This is a genomic window from Paenibacillus azoreducens (assembly GCF_021654775.1).
GTDB classification, from domain to species: domain Bacteria; phylum Bacillota; class Bacilli; order Paenibacillales; family Paenibacillaceae; genus Paenibacillus_AQ; species Paenibacillus_AQ azoreducens.
Window position 1 is genome coordinate 2,154,182 of the sequence record NZ_AP025343.1, and the last position, 20,456, is coordinate 2,174,637.

Consider the following 20,456-nt stretch of genomic DNA (forward strand, 5'->3'; position numbering starts at 1 on the left):
TGGCGCCGCAGGGATTCATCCCTTGCGGCGCCATTTTTGGCGGTTCTTGTAGCGCGATCAGAGGCCCTTTAGCTTAGCTGCAGGCGCAATTCAGCACCGGCTTGCGCGCGGCCGTCGTTTCGTCCAGACGGGTAACCGGCGTATCGTAAGGTGCATTCAGAAGCAGCTCCGGCTGCTCCTCGGCTTCCTTGGCGATTTGGATCATCGTATCGATAAACGCATCCAGCGTATCTTTGCTTTCGGTTTCCGTCGGTTCGATCATGATACATTCTTCCACATTAAGCGGGAAGTAGATGGTTGGCGGATGGTAGCCGAAATCAAGCAGGCGTTTGGCTACATCCAGAGTACGCACACCATATTGCTTCAGCGGCGTGCCAGACATCACGAACTCGTGTTTGCAGATGCCTGGATACGGAATATCAAAATAAGGTTCAAGACGTTTCATCATGTAGTTGGCGTTCAGCACGGCGCATTCCGATACGCGGCGCAAGCCTTCAGGACCATAGCTACGCATGTACGTATACGCCCGGACCAGAATGCCGAAATTGCCGTAATAAGCTTTTACGCGGCCGATCGATTGCTCGTTAGCGCCTTCCAGCGTAAAGAGGCCTTCTTCTGTTTTCGTAACGTACGGTCGCGGCAGGAACGGCGTGAGCAGACTTTTTACGCCGACCGGGCCTGCGCCGGGACCGCCGCCGCCATGCGGCGTGCTCATCGTTTTGTGCAGGTTCAAATGCACAACGTCAAAGCCCATGTCGCCAGGGCGGGTGATGCCCATGATGGCGTTGGAATTAGCGCCGTCGTAGTACAGAAGCCCGCCGGCTTCGTGAACGATTGCGGCTATTTCCTGGATCTGCTCTTCGAACAGGCCGAGCGTGTTCGGATTGGTCAGCATCAGGGCAGCCGTGTCGCTGCCGACTGCTGCGCGCAGCGCATCCAAGTCGACCAGTCCTTTGTCCGTGGACGGGATCGTGATGGTTTGCAGCCCGGCAACGGAAGCGCTGGCCGGATTCGTACCATGCGACGAGTCCGGCACGATCACCTTGTCGCGCTGCTCTCCGCGGCTTTCATGGTATGCGCGGATCATCATGAGGCCGGTCCATTCGCCATGTGCGCCGGCGGCCGGCTGCAGCGTTACGGCATCCATGCCGGTAAGCCCCGCCAAATCCTGCTGCAGCTGATACAACAGCTGGAGTGCGCCTTGGATGCTTTCTTCGGGCTGATAAGGATGGAGTTTGGCGAATCCCGGGTAGCGCGCTACATCTTCATTGACTTTCGGATTGTATTTCATCGTGCAGGAGCCAAGCGGATAAAATCCGTTGTCCACGCCGAAATTGCGGCGGGAAAGCTCGGTATAGTGGCGGATAACATCAACTTCGAATACTTCAGGCAAAGCCGCCGGCTCGCTGCGCAGCATGGAGGCCGGAATGACGGATTCCGCTTCCAGCTCCGGCACGTCGAGTTCCGGCAGGGAGTATGCGATACGTCCGGGATGGCTCAGTTCAAATATCAATGCTTTTTCCTGTATCATAAACAGCCCTCCAGCAGTGATGCGAATTGGTCAATCTGTTCTTTGGTTCTGCGTTCGGTCACGGCGATCAGCATATGTCCTTCAAGCTCCGGATACGAGCGGCCAAGGTCATAACCTCCAAGAAAACCTTCCTTGAGCAGCTTCTTGTTGACGTCGGAAACGGATGCGCCGCCAGGAAGCTTGATTACAAATTCATTAAAATATGGAGCCGTATACGCCAGCGTCACGCCAGGCACTTTGGTCAGCCGATCTGCGGCGTAATGGCTTTTTTGCAAGTTAAGTTTGCCGACATCGATCAGTCCCTGTTTGCCCATCACCGACAAATATACGGAGGCGCAAAGCGCAAGCAGCGCCTGGTTCGAACAGATATTCGAGGTCGCTTTTTCACGGCGGATATGCTGTTCACGGGCCTGCAGCGTCAGCACAAAACCGCGTTTGCCGTTCCGGTCGACCGTCTGGCCGACAATCCGTCCCGGCATTCTGCGCATATGATCCTTGGATACGGCGAAAAATCCGCAAGTCGGACCGCCTAACGAAGCTGCAATGCCAAGCGGTTGGGCGTCTCCCACCACGATATCGGCGCCAAGCTTGCCGGGTGCTTCCAGAAGTCCCAGCGACAATGGATTGGTGCTTACAACCATGAGGCCTTTGTGGGCATGGATCAGGTTGCCGATCGCAGCGAGATCTTCAACCGAACCGAAGAAGTTCGGGTTTTGCACCAGAACGGCGGCGGTATCGCCTGTGACAACCTTGGCCAGTTCTTCCATGTCCGTTACGCCATTTTTGGTGCCAACTTCCACGATGTCGAGTCCGAGACCATGGGCATAGGTGTGAATCACCTGTCTGGATTCCGGATGAACGGCAGAGGAGATCACGAGCTTGCTGCGCTTGGTAGCCGCACTTGCCAGTGAACCGGCTTCAGCAAGGGCTGTCGCGCCGTCATACATGCTGGCATTGGCAACAGCCATGCCCGTAAGTTCGCAAATATAGGATTGGAACTCGAATATGGCCTGCAGCTCGCCTTGGCTTACTTCGGCTTGATAAGGCGTATAGGCGGTATAAAATTCCGATCTCGATACCACATGGTTGATCACGGACGGAATATGATGGTCATAAAGTCCGGCGCCAAGGAAGCTTGGGTATTGGTCGGTATTGGCGTTTTTGGCGGCAAGGGCGGACAAGTGGGTAGTAAGGGCATATTCGTCCAGACCTTTGGATACGGGCAGTTCGCCTTTAAACCGGATTTCGTCCGGGATATCCTTGAACAAATCTTCGATGGAGTTCAGTCCGACGGTTTTCAGCATTTCCTGCTGATCCTGCTCGGTCATGGGCAAATAACGATGTTTCACTTGGAGTCAGCTCCTTTTCGGGCTCTTTTGTAAAAAGGCGTGCTTACAACTTCGGCTTTCAGACGTTTGCCGCGTATTTCCACTTCAACCTGCGTGCCGGTCGCGGCATGATTGCTGTCAATCAAAGCAAGGCCCAGGTTGCGTTTGAGGGTTGGCGATTGGGTTCCGGTAGTGATTTCACCGATCTGCGTGTCGCCGGCATAAACAGGATAATGGGAACGCGGGATGCCGCGGTCAATCATTTCCACGCCGACCAGTTTCCGCGGAACGCCGCTGCTTTTTTGCTGCTGTAGCGCTTGTTTGCCGATAAAATCATCCTCTTGGTTCAGCTTCACGAAAAAGCCGATGCCGCCTTCCAGCGGGGAGATTTCTTTGGACAGTTCCTGGCCATAAAGCGGCAGCTTCGCTTCAAACCGGAGCGTATCGCGGGCGCCGAGTCCTGCGGGCAGCAGTCCGTGCGCTTCTCCATGCTCGAACAATCCTCTCCATACAGTGGGAGCATCCGCCGCTTTAAGGTAAATTTCAAATCCGTCTTCACCGGTATAACCTGTGCGCGAGATAAGGACGGATGCGCCGAACAAGTTTACATTTTGCAGGAAGTGAAACGAACCGAGCGCTGACAGATCCGCATCTACGAGGGGATTCAGAATTTCCTCCGCTTTAGGTCCTTGGATCGCGAGAAGAGCCGTTTCGTCGGATTGATTGGTCATTTGAACTCCATTTTTCAGATGCTGCTGCAGCCATTCCCAGTCTTTGTCGATGTTGGATGCGTTGACGACAAGCATGTAAGACTGCTCTTCCAGCTTGTAAATCAGCAAATCATCAACGACGCCTCCGTCCGGATAACACAGGGCACTGTACTGCGCCTGGCCGGGTTCGAGTTTAGTTACATCATTGACGGTCATGTACTGAATAAAGCTTTCGGCCTCCGGACCGCTCACCATAAACTCTCCCATATGGGACACATCGAATAAACCGGCGGCTTCACGAACGGCCTCATGCTCTTTATGAATGCCGCTAAACTGGACCGGCAGCTCCCAACCGCCAAAATCGATGCACCGCACGCCAGGGATTTCGGCATACAGAGGGTAAAGCGGGGTACGTTTCAGCTCGGACACGTTTCCATCTCCTTCTCTATTCACATTTTTAAAAAGAGGATTTTGCAAAATCCCGAAAACACAAAAAGGACAGGCAGAAGAATAAGCATACCGCATTTTGCGGCATACCGGTTCTTATGCTCTGTCCTTGGTACCTGAGAGTTACCTTGCCAAATACGGCCGCTGTAAGACTAAAGGATAATAAAGCTTCAGTGCCGGCAGGCAAGTTTCCCCTTGGGTGATTCTTCGGTCAAGAATTCTCTCCAGAGATGCGTCCGATAATGGTCCTTTTGCCTGAGAGATTCACCCTGTTGTAAGGGTTTACTCCTTCGGCGTCACTATATAAAAGAGGTTGTTCAAAAAGTCCGCTTTTGATAAGAAAACCAATCGAGGTCAATACAAGGATGAGCGACCGCGATGCAAAGGTAGGTTTTCTTGCGATATAGAATTTCATCAGCTGTGCTGATAACTCATGAATTCTATATCTAACACGAAGTGAATCAGGAAGTGAACTCGGCATCGAATCTTGAATTCAGCCGGGCCTTCTGGTGCTCACGTACCCACTACGTACGCTCCGCTCCTTTCGTCCCTATCTTCATCCAACCTTCTCGGTGCTGAAAACCGGCCTTTTTTGAACACGCATTAAATCAGTAATCTCTCCCATTACCTTCATCCGCTATTGAATTGTCTTACTACCATTAATACTCAAAGGCGGCGGGAATGTCAACAGAATTATGAGGCAAAAACCCAGGATTCAAGGCAAGGAAGAATCTCACAAAATCTTTTGATTTTTTCTTCCTTTTTTATACAGATTAATGACCGGCTCCGGCATTGCGCTTGGCGCCATGAAGTACATCCGCAGCGGCATGCGGATATAGGCGGCAGACACTCCACAATATGCATAGCGGCAAGGGCTGGCCTTGGATGCGGGAAATGGCTTTCGTTATATTGACACCGCTGTTCCCTCTGCTTTATTCTTAAGGTGATTAGGATTGTAAATGGTTCCAAAACATAATTGATTTCGATATATAGCGGATGAAGGCGAACGGGAGAGACCGTCCCCGGCAAGGAGGGCGGCACCGAAGGAGCAAGCTGCATGTACGCACATACAGGCGGCTAATCTCTCAGGTACAAGGAACCGTCGCCGGACGCGGCTCTGGAGAGAGCGTCAGCCACCCAAGGGGAACGCGGAAACGGTGATTTCCGTTTAAACTCTCAGGTACAAAGGACAGAGAAAAAGGTGCTGCATGCCTTTTTTGCTGTCTTTTTCTTTTGAAAACTATGCATTGTATGCGTTTTTCAGCAGAGCTGATGATGTCCGCGGGACATAAACCATTTTGAAAACTGTTCAAATTCCTGATACGAATACTTGCACAGGAGCGTGGAAGTCCTTGAGATTCAAAAATGTATTTTCTATCATCGGTCCGTCCATGGTGGGCCCCTCCAGTTCCCATACCGCTGGCGCCGTACGAATTGGGAGAGTTGCGCGCAAGCTGCTGGGTTGCCAGCCGGAGAAAGCGCAGATGACCTTGTTCGGATCTTTTGCCGAAACCTATTGGGGGCATGGGACGGATTTGGCTTTAACGGCCGGGCTTCTTAATTTTGACACAGACGATGAACGGATTCCGGAAGCCGATCTTGAAGCGGAGAAAGCCGGGATGGTCACGGAATGGGTGCAAGGAAAAGGAAACGGTCCCCATCCAAACTCCGTGAAAATATCGCTTTGGGGCGGAGACCGCAAGGCCGAGATCGTGGCGGCTTCGATCGGCGGAGGTACGATAGCGGTTTACTCGCTGAACGGTTTTGACGTGCAGATTACAGGGGAGTATCCGACGATTGCCGTCACCCATTCCGACCGTCAGGGCGTGCTTGCCAGTTTGACATCGCTGCTCAGCCGCGAAGGGATCAACATCGGTTATATGGACGTGGACCGCAAAGGACGAAGCGAAGCGGCCATGACGGTGTTTGAATTGGATTCTGCTCCTGAGGGGAGCCTGATCGAAGAGATGTTGAAACTGCCGCATGTTTTGGAAGTGACGTTGATTGATTTGACCCAAAGGAGCTAATGGACTTATGAGATTCGAAACGCTGGATCAGCTGGCAGAAATCTGTCTAAAAGAAAATAAAACGATTGCAGAAGTAATGCTGGCGGATCAAGCCAAGGAAACGGGCATTTCTGCGGATGAGGTATTCCGGCAGATGGCGGAATATTATCAGGTCATGAAGGAAGCCGTCCAAAAAGGACTGACAGGCAATACCAAATCCCGCAGCGGGCTGACGGGGGGCGACGCCAAAAAAGTGGCGGATTACATGCGGCAAGGCGAATCTTCGCTTGGCGGTCCGTCCGCGACGGCGATGGCATATGCGCTGGCCGTATCTGAAGTGAACGCCTCCATGGGCAGAATCATTGCCACGCCGACCGCCGGCTCCTGCGGGATTATCCCCGGCGTGTTCGTCAGCGCGCAGGAGCGGTTCGGCTGGGATGACGACAAGCTGGTTCACGGCTTGTTTACCGCCGGCGCGATCGGCTTCGTTATCGCCAACAACGCTTCGATTTCCGGCGCGGAGGGCGGCTGCCAAGCCGAAGTCGGATCCGCGATCGGCATGGCGGCCGGGGCGATGGTCGAGCTGCGGGGAGGTTCGGCGCAACAGGCTGTACATGCCGTAGGCCTTGCTTTGAAGAACTGCCTGGGCCTCATCTGCGATCCCGTTGCCGGGCTGGTTGAAATCCCCTGCATCGTGCGGAACGGTCTGGGGGCCGTCACCGCGCTGGCAGCAGCCGATATGGCCCTTGCCGGCGTCGGCAGCGTGATTCCTGCCGATGAAGTTATCGGCGTCATGCTTGAGGTGGGCAGCGCCATGCCGACCAAACACCGCGAAACCGGTAAGGGCGGTCTGGCCGCAACACCTACCGGACGCAAGCTGACCAAAGAACTGGTCGAGCAGCGCCGCCGCAAAGCCAAGGAAGCCAAAGAAGCCAAACAACCACCGTCAGACACCAAATAATGGCTCATCAAAGTAACATGTTACGAAGATCATTACACTAATCGAAGGAGAGTTGTGAACAAATGAGCAATGTGAAAGAGAACCGTTGGTACAGCAAGGATCATGAATGGGTAGAAAAGGTAAGCGGAAACGTCGTGCGCATCGGAATCAGCGATTTTGCGCAGCATCAGCTCGGAGATATCGTGTTTGTGGAGCTGCCGGAAGAAGGCGCGGAAGTTGCAGCCGAGGAGAGCATCGGGACTATCGAGTCCGTAAAAACCGTTTCGGATCTGTTCTGTCCTGTCGGCGGTCAAGTCACGAAAATCAATTCGCAGCTCAGCGATGAGCCCGAACTCGTAAACAGCGAGCCGTACGACGGCGGATGGATGTTGGAGATCGAGGTGGAAGGCGATCTGGAAGAGCAGCTGTCGGCACTTCTGGACGCGGAGCAATACGAGAAATTTATTGAAGAATAATTATATATTTTACGGAGGGCCGTCCCAAGATTTATGTGGGGCGGTTTTTTTGTTCCCTATACTAGTGGGAAATAGAACATGAGAAGGGGGGAACCTAACATGAGAAACATCACAATCGAATTATGATTGCGAGTGCTAAGACTTGAAGTGAGCCCCGGCCAATGGAATCAATTGATTGAGGACATGAAGTGAGCCCCGGCCAATGGAATCAATTGATTGAGGACATGAAGTGGTCCCGGCAAACGGAATCAATTGACAGAGGACATGAAGTGGTCCCGGCAAACGGAATCAATTGACAGAGGACACGAAGTGGTCCCGGCCAATGGAATCAATTGACTGGCTGCTCCATCCGGAAAGTTGCAAAAGTGCATCTATTTCAGCGTTCCAGGCGATTATGGCTAGAAAGCTTGCAAAAGTGCATCTTTTCCCCAGCTTTTAGGCATAAGCAAACGATCCATGGTCAAATGGATGTACTTTCGCAACAATTTTGCGTTTCACGCTATAGAAAGCCTGAAAAGGATGTACTTTCGCAACAATTTTTCATTTAACGCTATAAATTCCTGATAAAGAAGTACCTTTGCAACATTTCTCTATTTTACATGATCGGCTGTCTGAAAAAGGCAGCGCCCTGAATTCATTTCATCATGGATTAATATCCAGGTTCAATCACTTCATATACATCCATGAAGGAAATTGATCCCGATTGAACGAATTTTCCTTTTTATACATATTAACGGCTATAAAAGAGCATTTTGCAAAAATCCAAGGAGCAACTTTCAATCAGCAATATATAGAGCGAAACGGTTTAGTTCGTCTATATATTGTACCCGGAAGCGGTTGGGATCGAATTTTGCAAAATCCTGAAATATAAATCACCGAACGGCCGTTTCAAATTTGGGCTGTTGCAAAGCGCATATAAACCTTTGCAATTGGCAACACAAACACATAGGATGTGATGAAGCTATTTTTGCATACATCGAATGTTTATGTTGTGGTGGTGTATAAATCATGTATGACACAGCTTATTACGACGGCCGCGATCTGGGCTGCACTTATTCCGGAATGGAAAGCATATTTAGGCTTTGGGCGCCGGACGCCAGGAAGGTATCATTGGCTCTTTACCAAGATGCGGGCAGCTATAACTCCGAAGGAAAGGTAACCGACCATGCAGGCGGCCTTGAAATCGGCATGAAGGAATGGAAGGATGGCGTCTGGTTCCTCCGTTTCTTTGGCGATCTCGCAGGGCGGTATTATATGTATAAAATCGAAGGCCGGGATGGCGGCATCCGTTATGCCGCAGATCCGTATTCCCGCGCAGTCAGCGCTAATGGGGCAAGATCGGCCATCGTCGATTTGAAAGCTTGGAACCCGCCGGGATGGGAGGAAGATAAGCGGCCGCCTATGGAGAGTCTGCAGGATTCCGTGCTGTATGAGCTGCATGTGCGGGATTTTTCGGCGGACCCGGAAGCGGGTTTTAAGTATAAAGGCAAATATAAAGCATTTACGGAAACAGGACTGCGCGATGATGAAGGAAATAAAATCGGCATCGACCATCTGGAGGAGCTTGGCGTTACGCATGTCCATCTGCTTCCGGTTTCCGATTTTCAAACGGTGAACGAGCTGCGGGTGGATGATCCGGATTCATCCGAGCCGAAATATAATTGGGGGTATGATCCGCAGCATTATAATGTGCCGGAGGGCTCTTACGCAACCGATCCGCTTAAGCCGGGGGTGCGAATTCGCGAGTTTAAGGAAATGGTGATGGCTCTGCACCGCAAGGGTATCCGCGTCATTTTGGATGTGGTATATAACCACACGTACAACGTGGAAGAAGGTCCGTTTGAACCGGTTGTTCCGGGATATTATTATCGTAGGGATGCCGAGGGCAAGCTTGCGAACGGTTCAGGCGTCGGCAATGAGCTGGCAACGGAGCGACCGATGATGCGAAAATACATTTTGGATTCGGTCCGCTACTGGGCAGAGGAATATCATATTGACGGCTTCCGTTTTGATCTGATGGGATTGATGGATACGGACACGATCACGCAAATTGCCGATGAGATCCACCGCGAGGTGGACCCTTCGATATTGATTTACGGGGAGCCGTGGACAGGCGGAGAGACGCCTTTGCCTTTGCGGCAGCAAACGCTGAAAGGCACTCAAAGAAGCAAGGGGTTCTCCGTCTTTAACGATCATTTTCGCGCAGCGATTAAAGGCGACAGCGACGGGCAGGGGAAAGGGTTTGCCACAGGCCGGCCGGAAATGGAGGCGGAAATTATCGAGGGCATTAAAGGGGCTGTGCATGATTTTGCGGATTCACCGCTAGAAACGATCAATTATGTGACCGTCCATGATAATCTGAATTTGTGGGATAAAATTTTAAAGACGCAGGGCCAACAAATGGAAGCCGGATTTCAGGAAATCCGCGACGGGGAGCTGGTCGGCGGAGGAAGCTTACGGGAAATGGTGGAGCGGTCCGAACCCTATCGAAGCGTAGACAAGGAGCATGTTCTGCAAAGCGAGACGGTAAAGAGGGCTATTTTGGCCAATGGCATCGTTCTGACCTCGCAGGGAATACCCATGATTCAGGCCGGCGACGAACTGCTGCGCACGAAATACGGCGACCATAACAGCTACCGCAGCGGGGATATCGTCAATGCGATCCGTTGGGGAAACAAGCGGAAATTCAAACCGGTTTTCGATTATTACCGCGGACTGATCGAGCTCCGAAAAAACCATCCGGCCTTTCGCATGACCTCCAAAGAGCAGGTGGAAAAACATTTGAAGATGCTTCGCAGCGAGGATAACACGGTGGCTTATATGCTGAAGGATTATGCGAATGGCGACGTTTGGAAAAATATTATTGTCGTTTATAACGCCAACCGCCATGAAATCAACCTGGACATTCCGTTTTCCTTGACCGGATGGAAAGTGGCGGTGAACAGCAAACATGCCGGGAATGAGGCTTTGGACTGCATCGTGGATGAAGAAGTGGCCGTTGCCGGTTTGTCGATGATGGTGCTGTATGAAGAAGTAGGAGGCACGCCGCGCCAGGTTAAAAAAGTCGAAATTCAATATGAACGTCCCGACGGCAAATACGATGGATGGAATTTATGGGTTTGGGGCACAGGTTATCACGAACGGCGGGTAGATTTCGAACGGATGGAAAACGGCAGGGCGGTCGCTTCATTTATCGTTCCGTCCCATGTCAAAAGAATCGGTTATATCGTGCGTTTGAATGATTGGGAAGCAAAAGATGTGGAGCGCGACTCTTACATTGAGCTTGGCCCTGGCCAAAGCGCCGCAACCGTGTTGATCCGCAGCGGTTCGGAGCATTCGAAAAAAATAAGCTGACGGTTCATGACGCCGCGCCGCCCCGGATAGGGGCGGTTTTTTGAGATTATAGAGTCTATAAGTTTTAAGTGGAGCTTAAGTCATTTTATAATCGCAAGAAAACATCCGCCAAATACGGGCTGTTTTCTTAGAAAGTACGTCGAGATGTTTTTCTTTCTTGATTTTCATGAAACTGCTTGCCCTTGAATTTCCAGGATTTATAATGAGTTTAGAAATGAAGGGAGGCGGCAAACTTTGAAAGAAAAAGTTCTGGGAGCTTACGCCAAACTCGCCAAAGATTATGAGCTGCATGTGGATGCCGAGAGCGGAGCCAATGCTTATTACGAGCGGCCGGCGATGCTGGCGTTTTTGCCCCAAGACATGACGGGCTGCTCCGTGCTTGATGCCGGATGCGCCGCAGGCTGGTACACGGAGCAGATGGCCGGGCGGGGAGCCGAAGTTGCAGCCATTGATGTCAGTCCCGAGATGGTGGAGGCCGCGCAAAGACGGGTTGGAAGCCGGGCCGGGGTGCAGGTGCAGGACTTAAGCGAAGCGCTTCCGTTTGCCGGCGAAACATTCGATTTGATCCTGAGCTCGCTAACCTTGCATTATGTTGAGGACTGGCAGCCTGTTTTTGCGGAATTCCGGCGCGTCTTGAAGCCGGGAGGACGGCTGCTGTTTTCAGTGCATCACCCTTTTATGGACTTTACGGTTTTTGACCGGCCGGATTATTTTGCCAGGGAGCTGATTGTCGACCGCTGGACGAAAAAAGAAGTGGGAGAGGTGGAAGTCGCGTTCTACCGGAGACCGCTGCAAGAAATCATCAACACCACCACGGATTATTTTATCTTGGATAAAATGATTGAACCCCTACCGGTAAAGGAATTTTTGGAACGTCTGCCGCAATCGGCAAAATTTTATGACCGTCTTTTGCATCGTCCTCATTTTTTGATTGTTGAGGCGCATAAAGTTTTGTGAGGAGTCGCGAATGATTTGACAAGTTGTGTATTCGGGGCTAAAGTAATACGTGAAGCAACTGTAAATCATTTTATATGAAATCCACTGGGGGAGTCGCGACGAAAGCGGCTGAGACAAGGATACTTGGACCCTTTGAACCTGATCCGGATCATACCGGCGTAGGAAAGTGGAGTCGGACTTTACAAGTTCCGGTGGACATTTTTATGATATGGGAAAGGATGAACTTCAAGAATCCGCATCCTTATATCGCAAAAAGCAACCGCTAAAAGCGGTCTGTCTACTTTGGGAATACGTCGATAGACGTTTTCCTTAAGATGAACCTGATGAAGCCGCTCCATTTTCGGGGCGGCTTTTTTGACATATCAGACAGTATAAACTCTTACGGGGTCCCCGCAAAGTAATCGGAATAGGCATCGAAGGTCACGCGTCACTTTGTGGGGTTGAATTTCCGGGGTCCCCGCAAAGTAATCGGAATAGGCATCGAAGGTCACGCGTCACTTTGTGGGGTTGAATGTCCGGGGTCCCCGTAAAGTAATCGGTATAATCTCAAAGGTCACTTAGTACTTTTGCTCCGCAAAAGCGCCCCCCTCTTCGAGAGTCGTCGGAATTCTTTCCGATACTCTTTGTGGGGTTATTTTGTATGCGGCCTTCGCGCCCCCCTGCTTGGATTTCATCCCAATTTCATGCGGAGGTGCAGATTTATGAGGAGTTTTACGGAGGAACTGAGAAGCGAGGCGGAACCGATCTTCAAGGCGATTTTTGATCATCCGTTCGTCAGGGGGATTGCGGAAGGGTCTTTGCGAAAAGAGCAGCTGGTTCATTATGTAAAACAGGATTTTGAATATTTGAACGCTTTTATGCGAATATACGGAATTGCGATTTCCAAATGCGAGAGCCGTGAAACAATCGAGTTTTTTAACGAACAGATCTCGTTTATTCTGCACAGCGAAACGCATCCGCACAACAACTTCTGCCAAGTTGCCGGTGTTTCATATGAGGAAATGCAAGGTTATCCGCTTGCTCCGTCGGCAAGCCATTATACCCGGCATATGCTGGCTGTTGCCCATGAAGGGACGCTTGAAGATATTATGGCTGCGCTGCTGCCATGCCCATGGACCTATACCGAAATCGGCAAAAGATTGCTGGAGGAGATCCAACCTGATGCATCCCATCCGTTTTATGACTGGATGCATTTTTACGGGGATATGGAAGACGGCGTCACCGGGCAGATGCGCAGACTGTTGGACGGGTGGGCAGAATCGTTAAGCCCGGCGCGAAAAAAACGTCTGAAAGAGCATTTTATGGCAAGTTGTCAGCTGGAATACTTGTTTTGGGACATGGCCTATCGTCTGGAAGAGTGGCCGGTAAACATGACGGAAGGGGAGAAGGTGGGATGACGGCGATATCGGAAATGCAGCTTCTTCCGCAGGAGATCAAACGGCGCCGGCCGCTCGTACATAACATCACGAATGTGGTTGTGACGAATTTTACGGCTAACGGACTGCTGGCCGTCGGAGCATCCCCCGTCATGGCGTACGCGCGCGAGGAGGTTGCGGATATGGCGAAAATGGCAGGCGCCTTGGTGCTGAACCTGGGGACGCTGAGCGCGGAGCTGGTGGAAGCAGCGATTCTTGCCGGCCGCTCGGCCAACCAACATGGCGTTCCCGTGCTTCTCGATCCGGTGGGCGCAGGGGCAACGCCATTTCGAACCAAAGCGGCGCTGGAGATATTAAACAATGTCCGCGTCTCCTTGGTACGGGGCAATGCGGCCGAAGTGGCGAATTTGATCGGCGAAGCCGCCGCTATCAAAGGCGTCGATGCGGACGGCATGGAGGAGGCGGAAGCCCCGACCGATCTGGCGGCGCGGGCAGCGCATCGGATCGGAAGCGTCGTGGCCATTTCGGGCAGGGAAGACGTGATTACGGACGGCGAAACCGGATACGTGATCCACGGAGGCCACCCGATGCTGACGCGGGTAACGGGAACCGGCTGCCTGCTCACATCCGTGATGGGAGCGTTTGCAGCGGTGGAGTCCGATATATTAAAAGCCGGAGCGGCAGGATTGGCTTTTTATGGCGCGGCGGCGGTCAGAGCATATGCAGCCGCTGGCAAGCGGGGGCCGGGGAGCTTCCAAACGGCATTTCTTGACGCTTTGGCCGAGATGGATCAATTTCCGGTTGCGGAAGACGCTGTTATCCGCCACAAGATTCCAGCCGGAAGAGGGTTTCTGCAATGATAAACCAACGGCAGATGAAAGAATACCTGCGGCTGTATCTGGTGCTTGGCAGCGTGAACTGCAAAACCGATCCCGCATCCGTGGTGGAGGAAGCCATCCGCGGCGGCGTGACGATGGTACAGTTTCGGGAAAAAGGGCGGCATGCACTAAAAGGAGAAGCCAAAAAGGAGCTGGCGATACGCATCCATTCGGTATGCCGCCGTTTCAAGGTCCCGCTGATCATCAATGACGATGTGGATCTGCTGTTGGAGATAGATGCGGAGGGGATCCATATCGGCCAGGAGGATGAGCCGGCGCATGAGGTGCGGGCGCGAATTGGCGATAAAATCTTGGGACTTTCGGTTCATACGCCGAGGGAAGCAGAATTGACGGCAGCACAGCAGGTGGATTATTTGGGGGTCGGGCCGATTTATCCGACCACATCGAAAGAAGATGCCCGCCAGCCCCGGGGACCGGAGATGCTGCGCGAAATCAGGTCCATCGGCACGCCGCTGCCTATGGTCGGAATCGGAGGAATTTCCGCGGAACGCGCGGCGGATGTGATTCGGGCCGGTGCGGATGGATTGGCGGTCATTTCAGCGATCACAGGTGCAGAAGACATATGCCAAGCCACCCGGAAGCTGGCTGAGGCAATTCCGGTCATAGACCGCCACAATTCATGAAGCAAGAACTGATCAAATCATTTCCCCACATTCATTGTTATTGGAACCTGCCGTTTGGCGGGTTCTTTTTCATCCGTGCAAATCATTGGTTCTACTTGTGTTTGAAAGCCTCCGGTAAATTGGGTTGGCTTCAAATTAGTGTTAGAATGTAAGCATTAGAGCTCACGAAGAAAGGGTGTACGAATTTGGAAGAACTCATCATTCGCATACATTGCGGTCTTATTGAAGGCATTAAAGATAACGGCGTACGGGCCTGGCGGGGGATTCCATATGCGCAGCCGCCTGTTGGAGAGCGGCGCTTCCGCAAACCCGCACCCGTCAAGCCCTGGACGGGAACAAGAAAAACGGAAACGCCTGGACCACTAGCGCCGCAGCCCGTAGATCCGGCCGGCGGGGCGTTTGGCCTCAAACGCGATACCTTCCCGCAGTCGGAGGACTGCTTGTATTTGAATGTATGGGTACCGGATATACCGGTGGAGGAGCCGCTGCCGGTCATGGTTTGGATTCACGGCGGAGCGTTTGTAACCGGCGGAGGCGGATTGCCGATTTATGACGGTTCCGAGCTGGCGCGCCGGGGCGGCTTGATCGTCGTCTCTCTAAGTTACCGGCTTGGGCCGTTTGGGTTTGTCCATTTGGGTCCCTTTTCCGGGGAAGGGGAAGACAGATATGTCAGCAATGCCGGACTTCTGGATCAGATTGCTGCGCTTGAATGGATTCAAAACAATATCGCCGCATTTGGCGGTGACCCGAAGCAGGTGACTGTGTTCGGCGAATCGGCCGGGAGCATGAGCATCGCCGCATTACTCGCCATGCCTGCCGCCAAAGGCCTGTTCTGCCGCGCAATTATGCAGAGCGGCGCTTCGCAGGCGCTTCCGGACCGGAATGGCCGAATTCTGGCGCAGAACCTGCTTGACGAGCTTGGCGTTCCGCAGGATGACCTGGACAAGCTTGCTTCGATTCCGACGGAGGAAATCATGCGGGCAGGCAACAAGCTGAAGCAGGCGGCAGGAGCCGGAGCAGTGATGCTTTTCCAGCCTGTCATTGACGTCAAGGAGCTGCCTCTTTCTCCGCTTGAGGCTGTTGCCCAAGGCGCGGCCGCGGGAATTGAAGTGATCATCGGCACCAACCGCGACGAAGGAGCGCTGTTTATTAAAGATGGCATGCCGCTTTTGGCAGAGGAGGAGAACGCCAAAGCTTATGTTGCGGTTACGGGCGCCCCGGAAGCGGAATCCTGGATCAGGGATTATCCGTTAACGGTCGATGGACAGCGCGAGGCCATGACCGAGCTGTACTTCTGGAGGTCGTCGCTGCAATTTGCCGATGCCCAGTTAAAGCATGCGCCTGTATGGATGTACCGTTTCGATTTCGGCATGACTCCGGGGCATCCTTTGCTGGGCAAGGCATTCCATTCGGCGGAGATTCCGTTTGTGCTCCACAATCTGGATCTTCTTCAGTCTGCCGGAACTCCGGTAGATGAAAGAATGCGGAGCGTGGCGGAACAGATGGTGAATGCCTGGGCAGCCTTTGCAAGGAGCGGTAATCCTTCGACAGAAGGCTTGGATTGGCCGGCTTATCGCGAGGATCAGCGGTGGACGATGGTTTTTGCGGAAGAAAGCAGGGTTGTCCGCGACCCCGAAGCCGAAAAGCGCCGAAAGCTGACCGGAAAAAATTAAACCATGTTGCAGGCTGGCGGATCGCCTGTTTCTGTTTTCCATAATTTTTGAGAATAATATGCTCAAGGAGGCATGGAATGAGGAATTCAATCTATGAATTGGTGGAGACCAGCGACACGCTGCCCTTCGATGTTGCCCTGCACAGCGTCAATTATGTACCCAGTCACTGGCATAACAGCATGGAGATTATTTTCGTGCTGCGCGGCACGCTGGAGGTGACTGTCGATAGCCGGCAGCACAGCCTTTCGGAAGGCGACGTGCTCGTGATCAACTCGAGCCATGTACATGAAGTGATCGGGCTGGATATGAACATCATTGCGACTTTTCTGATTCCGGACGGTTTTATCAAGGCGAACCTGAAAGGTTTCGAGTCTGTCTATTTCGACTGCGATTCCCGGTCGGCAGGCAAGGAGCAGCGCCAGGGGCTTGACCGGATCCGCCAGCTTTTGGCCGAGATGGTTCACCTCCGGTATAAAGGGGGAGAAGTATACGAGCTTGAAATGCAGATCCGGATGCTCGGCGTGCTGTCAGCGCTTGCCCAGCAGTTCCGCGCCGAAGCGCAAAGCGGGGCGATGAACGAGAAATACAAAGAGCGAATGCTGCGCATTATTACCTATATCGACGAGCATTATGATGAGCCGCTTTCGCTGCAGGATATTGCGGAGCGGGAGTTTTTGTCCGTCCCGTACCTGTCCAAATTTTTCAGCGACAACATCGGCCTCAATTTCCAGTCCTATCTGACCAGCATCCGGCTGAAAAATGCGGTCGAGGAGCTGCTGAGCTACGAGGAAGAACGGATTGCCGATCTTGCGCTGAAGCACGGCTTTCCGAACGCCAAATCCTTTTACTCCGCATTCAAAAACCGATACCATATGACGCCGAATGAATACCGGAAGCAATACCGCCCGGGCATGGGAGAGCGCCAGGATAAGCCTTCCTCCAACTACCTGGCCTTCAACCAGTCAAGCGCCTTAGGGATTATCAACCAGTATTTAAAGCGCAGCAAGTCCGATGAGCAACCGCAGGTGCAGGCGCTATCGGCCAAAGTTGATGCGGTGGATTTATCCGCGCCCGGCGTTTTGGTTCGACATACCTGGAAAAACATCATCACGATCGGAAAAGCCAAAGAAGGGCTGCATGCGGATGTGCAGGAACAGATACGTTATGTGCAGCAGCGCTGCCCCTTTCACGCGATCCGGTTTCACGGTATTTTCGATGATGAGATGATGGTGTACCACGTGGATGGAGACGGTAATCCCCATTATAATTTTCGTTTCGTGGACCAGCTCTTTGATTTTTTGTTGTCAGTCGGATTGAAGCCGTTTGTCGAACTTGGATTTATGCCTTTTGCGATGGCGGCGGATCCGGATAAAAAGGTGTTCTACAAACATAGTTATGTAAGCGGACCGCAATCCGTGGAACGCTGGTGCGAGTTGGTTGAACATTTTCTGCACCACTGCATGAACCGATATGGGCAAGACGAGGTGGAGAGCTGGAAGCTGGAGTTTTGGAACGAACCCGAACTCGATGTGTTTTGGCCCGGATCGCGTCAGGAATACATGGACTTTTACCGCCAAACCTACCGGAAGGTCAAGCAGGTGTCGGAGCGGCTGCAGATCGGGGCACCCGGACGGATCATCAGTTTGTTGTCGACGGACTTCAACCGGGAGTTTTTTGCTTTTTGCCGGAATGAAAAATGCGTGCCGGATTTCATTCCGGTTCATTTCTATCCCCATGAGCAGCTGGATGAGATGGTGAGCGCGGAGCAGTTGAGCCGATTGTACCAACAGGAGCCATACCGTATTATGCTCGATCAGTTCGGAGGCATCTCGCCCGATCCGGATTATCTCAAGCATATGCTGAAAAGTGAAATATCCAGTTTGGCGGAGCTTGAACTATCCGGGCTGCCGGTCTATCTTACCGAATGGAACTCCACGGCATTTCACCGGGAACTGACGAATGATACGTTATACAAAGCCGCTTATATTGTTAAGAACATCGTCGAAAACCTCGACCGCATTGAAGGTTTCGGTTACTGGGTTTTGAGCGACAACATTGAGGAGACGCCCGCATCCGAACGGCTCTTTCACGGTGGTCTGGGTCTCATCGCACAGTACGGCATCCCGAAGCCGGCCATGCTTGCTTACGAGCTGCTGGCGAAGCTGGGGGAACGCTTGGTTACGCGAGGCAACGGATATATTGTGACATCCGGAAGAGGGCGTTACCAGGTGCTGAGCTACAACTACTGCCATTTTGATGATCTGTACGCGCTCGGAGATATTTCGTTTATCGATGATAAAAATCGGTATAGCGGATTTAAAGAGGAAAAGACGTTCAAACTTGAGCTGGAACTGCGGAATATTCCCAAAGGCCGCTATCGCATGGTCACATATCATGTGTCCAGAGCGCTGGGCAGCAGTTATGACGAGTGGGTGCGCATGGGGGCTCCGGCTTACGTCAACGCGGAGGAAATTGCATATTTGAAAGCCGCCGCCCGGCCGCGCATGGAGATCAGGCAAATCGATATCGAGGATTGCGCTGCTTACACCGTCGTGTTGGAACCGCATGCGATTGAGCTAATGGAGTTGTTTAAGCTGGAATAGGTAAGGATGGTAACATCTTACCCGGAATCCCCTTGTTTGTGTCAATTTTTAATGTCGTCCGCCCAGTTGATCGAAGCGCTTTCAAAAAAACCCTTAAAAATTGCAATTGAACACGGTAAGCCGCCGCCTGTCTGAAAGGAGGCGGTTTCATTTATACTTATATATGTAATCGCTTTCAATTTACTATGGGAGGTAACCGATATGTCGCAAACAACGATGAACGGGCAGGTGAAAACGCCTTTGGGCCGTTTGACTTTCGGCATCATGTTGGGGTACGGCCTGATGATGATCGCGCTGATGACCCCGGCGGTGCTGCTCTTGACGTTTAAAATGACTGAAATCGATCCAAACGGATATACCACTTCTTACGGTCTGGTTGCGGGGGTCGGCGCTTTCTTTGCCCTAATTGGCAATCCGATCGGAGGCGCGATAAGCGACCGGACAAACATATCATTCGGGCGCCGGCGCACATGGATTTTAATCGGGCCCCTGTTTGGCTGTGCTGCTTTATTTTTCGTAGGTATGGCAACGCAGGATTGGCAGGTAGTCGTCGGATGGTCAATCGCGCAGCTCTTTTTCAATTTCGGGATGGCTGCCTATACGGCGCTGGTTCCCGATCAGGTACAGGAAGAAAAGCAAGGTACGATTTCGGGCATGATCGGGCTCGTGCTGCCGGTGGCTATGGCCGTCGGGATGGTGCTGATGATGCTGATGACACATGTGCCTTCTGCCACGAAATGGGCCCTTTTGTCCATCATGGGCATTGTGGGACCGGTGCTTAGCCTGTTTTTGATTCGTGACGGCAAAATTGAGCGGCAGCCCAAAACGAAGGAGCAAGTGCCGCTCGGCGAAAAAATCAGCAAGATCTATCCAAGCCCTCGCAAGTTCCCGCATTTTACCTGGGCTATCGTATCCAAGTTTTTGCTGATGATGGGATATTGCAGCACTTTGTATCTGGCAGTCATGCTGGTCAACCGAATGGGCTTTACGGAAGCGCAAGCAACCAACAGCGTCGGTACGATTAACATCATTTCGATGCTGGCGATGGCGGTGACGAGCATTTTCGGCGGCGTGCTGTCCGATAAATTCCGCAAACAAAAACCGTTCCTATATGGTTCGGCGCTGATTATGGTGATTGGCATTTTGATGTATGCATTCATTCCGCATTATGCTTCCTTTATTGTCGCTTCGGCAATCATCGGCCTTGGGGCAGGCTGCTTTACGGCGGTGGATATGGCGCTTGTGGCCCGGATTCTGCCGCGCAAGGAAGATGCCGCCAAAGATTTTGGTCTCATGAATGTTGCGAATGCGCTTCCGCAATCCATCGTGCCTGCGATCGCGCCGCTGCTGCTCGGTATTGGGGGCTGGTCTTTCTTTTACATCGTCTTGGCCGTTTGCGTCCTGTTGGGAGCCGCAGCCGTGAAGCCGCTGCCCGAAATTGGCGAAAAGACAGAGAAAGGGCAGGGAGCGGAAAGCAGCCAAGCTGCAATCCATCACGTTTAATTTAATGCCCGATTACATCCTGGGAGGGAG

At 52.3% G+C, this 20,456-nt stretch carries 14 protein-coding genes and 4 riboswitches; of the genes, 11 read left to right on the forward strand and 3 right to left on the reverse strand.

Features of this window, described 5'->3' with window-relative positions; translation table 11 throughout:
• Positions 1-73 precede the first annotated feature (73 nt).
• Genes gcvPB through gcvT form a run of 3 tightly spaced genes read right to left on the reverse strand, consistent with a single transcriptional unit; the run spans position 74 to position 3,998 of the window.
• Complete coding sequence (gene gcvPB / locus L6442_RS09225) at positions 74-1,531, reverse strand: aminomethyl-transferring glycine dehydrogenase subunit GcvPB (protein ID WP_212979812.1); 1,458 nt, start codon at positions 1,529-1,531, stop codon at positions 74-76.
• The gene (gcvPA, locus tag L6442_RS09230) at positions 1,528-2,880 is read right to left on the reverse strand and encodes an aminomethyl-transferring glycine dehydrogenase subunit GcvPA (RefSeq protein ID WP_212979813.1); all 1,353 of its coding nucleotides are present in this window, start codon (positions 2,878-2,880) and stop codon (positions 1,528-1,530) included. Before gcvPA ends, gcvPB begins: the two co-directional genes overlap by 4 nt.
• Positions 2,877-3,998 (reverse strand): glycine cleavage system aminomethyltransferase GcvT, encoded by a 1,122-nt coding sequence (gene gcvT / locus L6442_RS09235; RefSeq protein ID WP_212979814.1) that lies wholly within the window; start codon positions 3,996-3,998, stop codon positions 2,877-2,879. The genes gcvPA and gcvT overlap by 4 nt, the downstream gene beginning before the upstream one ends.
• Positions 3,999-4,117: 119 nt before the next feature.
• A riboswitch (glycine riboswitch) is annotated at positions 4,118-4,246 on the reverse strand.
• A gap of 3 nt (positions 4,247-4,249) precedes the next feature.
• Positions 4,250-4,347, reverse strand: a riboswitch (glycine riboswitch).
• Between the two features lie 666 nt (positions 4,348-5,013).
• A riboswitch (glycine riboswitch) is annotated at positions 5,014-5,127 on the forward strand.
• 241 nt (positions 5,128-5,368) lie between these two features.
• Between gcvT and sdaAB the strand changes: the two genes are divergently transcribed.
• The 11 genes from sdaAB (at position 5,369) to L6442_RS09290 (ending at position 20,426) form a co-directional block, all read left to right on the forward strand.
• The gene (sdaAB, locus tag L6442_RS09240; RefSeq protein WP_212979815.1) at positions 5,369-6,043 is read left to right on the forward strand and encodes an L-serine ammonia-lyase, iron-sulfur-dependent subunit beta; all 675 of its coding nucleotides are present in this window, start codon (positions 5,369-5,371) and stop codon (positions 6,041-6,043) included.
• A 7-nt stretch (positions 6,044-6,050) separates the two neighbouring features.
• Positions 6,051-6,983, forward strand: coding sequence for an L-serine ammonia-lyase, iron-sulfur-dependent, subunit alpha (gene sdaAA / locus L6442_RS09245; protein ID WP_212979816.1), 933 nt, complete (start codon positions 6,051-6,053; stop codon positions 6,981-6,983).
• Between the two features lie 62 nt (positions 6,984-7,045).
• A complete protein-coding gene (gcvH, locus tag L6442_RS09250; protein ID WP_212979817.1) occupies positions 7,046-7,438 on the forward strand; it encodes a glycine cleavage system protein GcvH in 393 nt (130 codons plus the stop codon).
• A 1,008-nt stretch (positions 7,439-8,446) separates the two neighbouring features.
• Positions 8,447-10,792: a type I pullulanase gene (gene pulA, locus L6442_RS09255; protein ID WP_212979818.1), complete on the forward strand. Its 2,346-nt coding sequence runs from the start codon at positions 8,447-8,449 to the stop codon at positions 10,790-10,792.
• Positions 10,793-11,026: 234 nt separating this feature from the next.
• Positions 11,027-11,749, forward strand: coding sequence for a class I SAM-dependent methyltransferase (locus L6442_RS09260; RefSeq protein WP_212979819.1), 723 nt, complete (start codon positions 11,027-11,029; stop codon positions 11,747-11,749).
• Positions 11,750-11,825: 76 nt separating this feature from the next.
• Positions 11,826-11,931: riboswitch (TPP riboswitch) on the forward strand.
• A gap of 519 nt (positions 11,932-12,450) precedes the next feature.
• Entirely contained in the window at positions 12,451-13,146 is a 696-nt protein-coding gene (tenA, locus tag L6442_RS09265) for a thiaminase II (RefSeq protein ID WP_212979820.1), read from the forward strand.
• On the forward strand, positions 13,143-13,985 hold the full coding sequence (thiM, locus tag L6442_RS09270) for a hydroxyethylthiazole kinase (RefSeq protein WP_272880326.1): 843 nt from the start codon (positions 13,143-13,145) through the stop codon (positions 13,983-13,985). The genes tenA and thiM overlap by 4 nt, the downstream gene beginning before the upstream one ends.
• The gene (gene thiE, locus L6442_RS09275; protein ID WP_212979821.1) at positions 13,982-14,647 is read left to right on the forward strand and encodes a thiamine phosphate synthase; all 666 of its coding nucleotides are present in this window, start codon (positions 13,982-13,984) and stop codon (positions 14,645-14,647) included. The genes thiM and thiE overlap by 4 nt, the downstream gene beginning before the upstream one ends.
• A 185-nt stretch (positions 14,648-14,832) precedes the next feature.
• A complete protein-coding gene (locus L6442_RS09280; RefSeq protein WP_212979822.1) occupies positions 14,833-16,320 on the forward strand; it encodes a carboxylesterase/lipase family protein in 1,488 nt (495 codons plus the stop codon).
• Positions 16,321-16,397: 77 nt separating this feature from the next.
• Positions 16,398-18,923 (forward strand): GH39 family glycosyl hydrolase, encoded by a 2,526-nt coding sequence (locus tag L6442_RS09285; protein WP_212979823.1) that lies wholly within the window; start codon positions 16,398-16,400, stop codon positions 18,921-18,923.
• 201 nt (positions 18,924-19,124) lie between these two features.
• Positions 19,125-20,426 carry an MFS transporter gene (locus L6442_RS09290; protein ID WP_212979824.1) on the forward strand — a complete coding sequence of 434 codons (1,302 nt, stop codon included), beginning with the start codon at positions 19,125-19,127 and terminating at the stop codon, positions 20,424-20,426.
• Positions 20,427-20,456: the final 30 nt, after the last annotated feature.

Bases quoted from the DNA above. Each gene is read 5' to 3' on its own strand.
- gcvH (WP_212979817.1), top strand. From the start codon at position 7,046: ATGAGCAATGTGAAAGAGAACCGTTGGTACAGCAAGGATCATGAATGG.
- tenA (WP_212979820.1), top strand. From the start codon at position 12,451: ATGAGGAGTTTTACGGAGGAACTGAGAAGCGAGGCGGAACCGATCTTC.
- L6442_RS09285 (WP_212979823.1), top strand. From the start codon at position 16,398: ATGAGGAATTCAATCTATGAATTGGTGGAGACCAGCGACACGCTGCCC.
- thiE (WP_212979821.1), top strand. From the start codon at position 13,982: ATGATAAACCAACGGCAGATGAAAGAATACCTGCGGCTGTATCTGGTG.
- thiM (WP_272880326.1), top strand. From the start codon at position 13,143: ATGACGGCGATATCGGAAATGCAGCTTCTTCCGCAGGAGATCAAACGG.
- sdaAA (WP_212979816.1), top strand. From the start codon at position 6,051: ATGAGATTCGAAACGCTGGATCAGCTGGCAGAAATCTGTCTAAAAGAA.
- L6442_RS09290 (WP_212979824.1), top strand. From the start codon at position 19,125: ATGTCGCAAACAACGATGAACGGGCAGGTGAAAACGCCTTTGGGCCGT.
- gcvPB (WP_212979812.1), bottom strand. From the start codon at position 1,531: ATGATACAGGAAAAAGCATTGATATTTGAACTGAGCCATCCCGGACGT.
- pulA (WP_212979818.1), top strand. From the start codon at position 8,447: ATGTATGACACAGCTTATTACGACGGCCGCGATCTGGGCTGCACTTAT.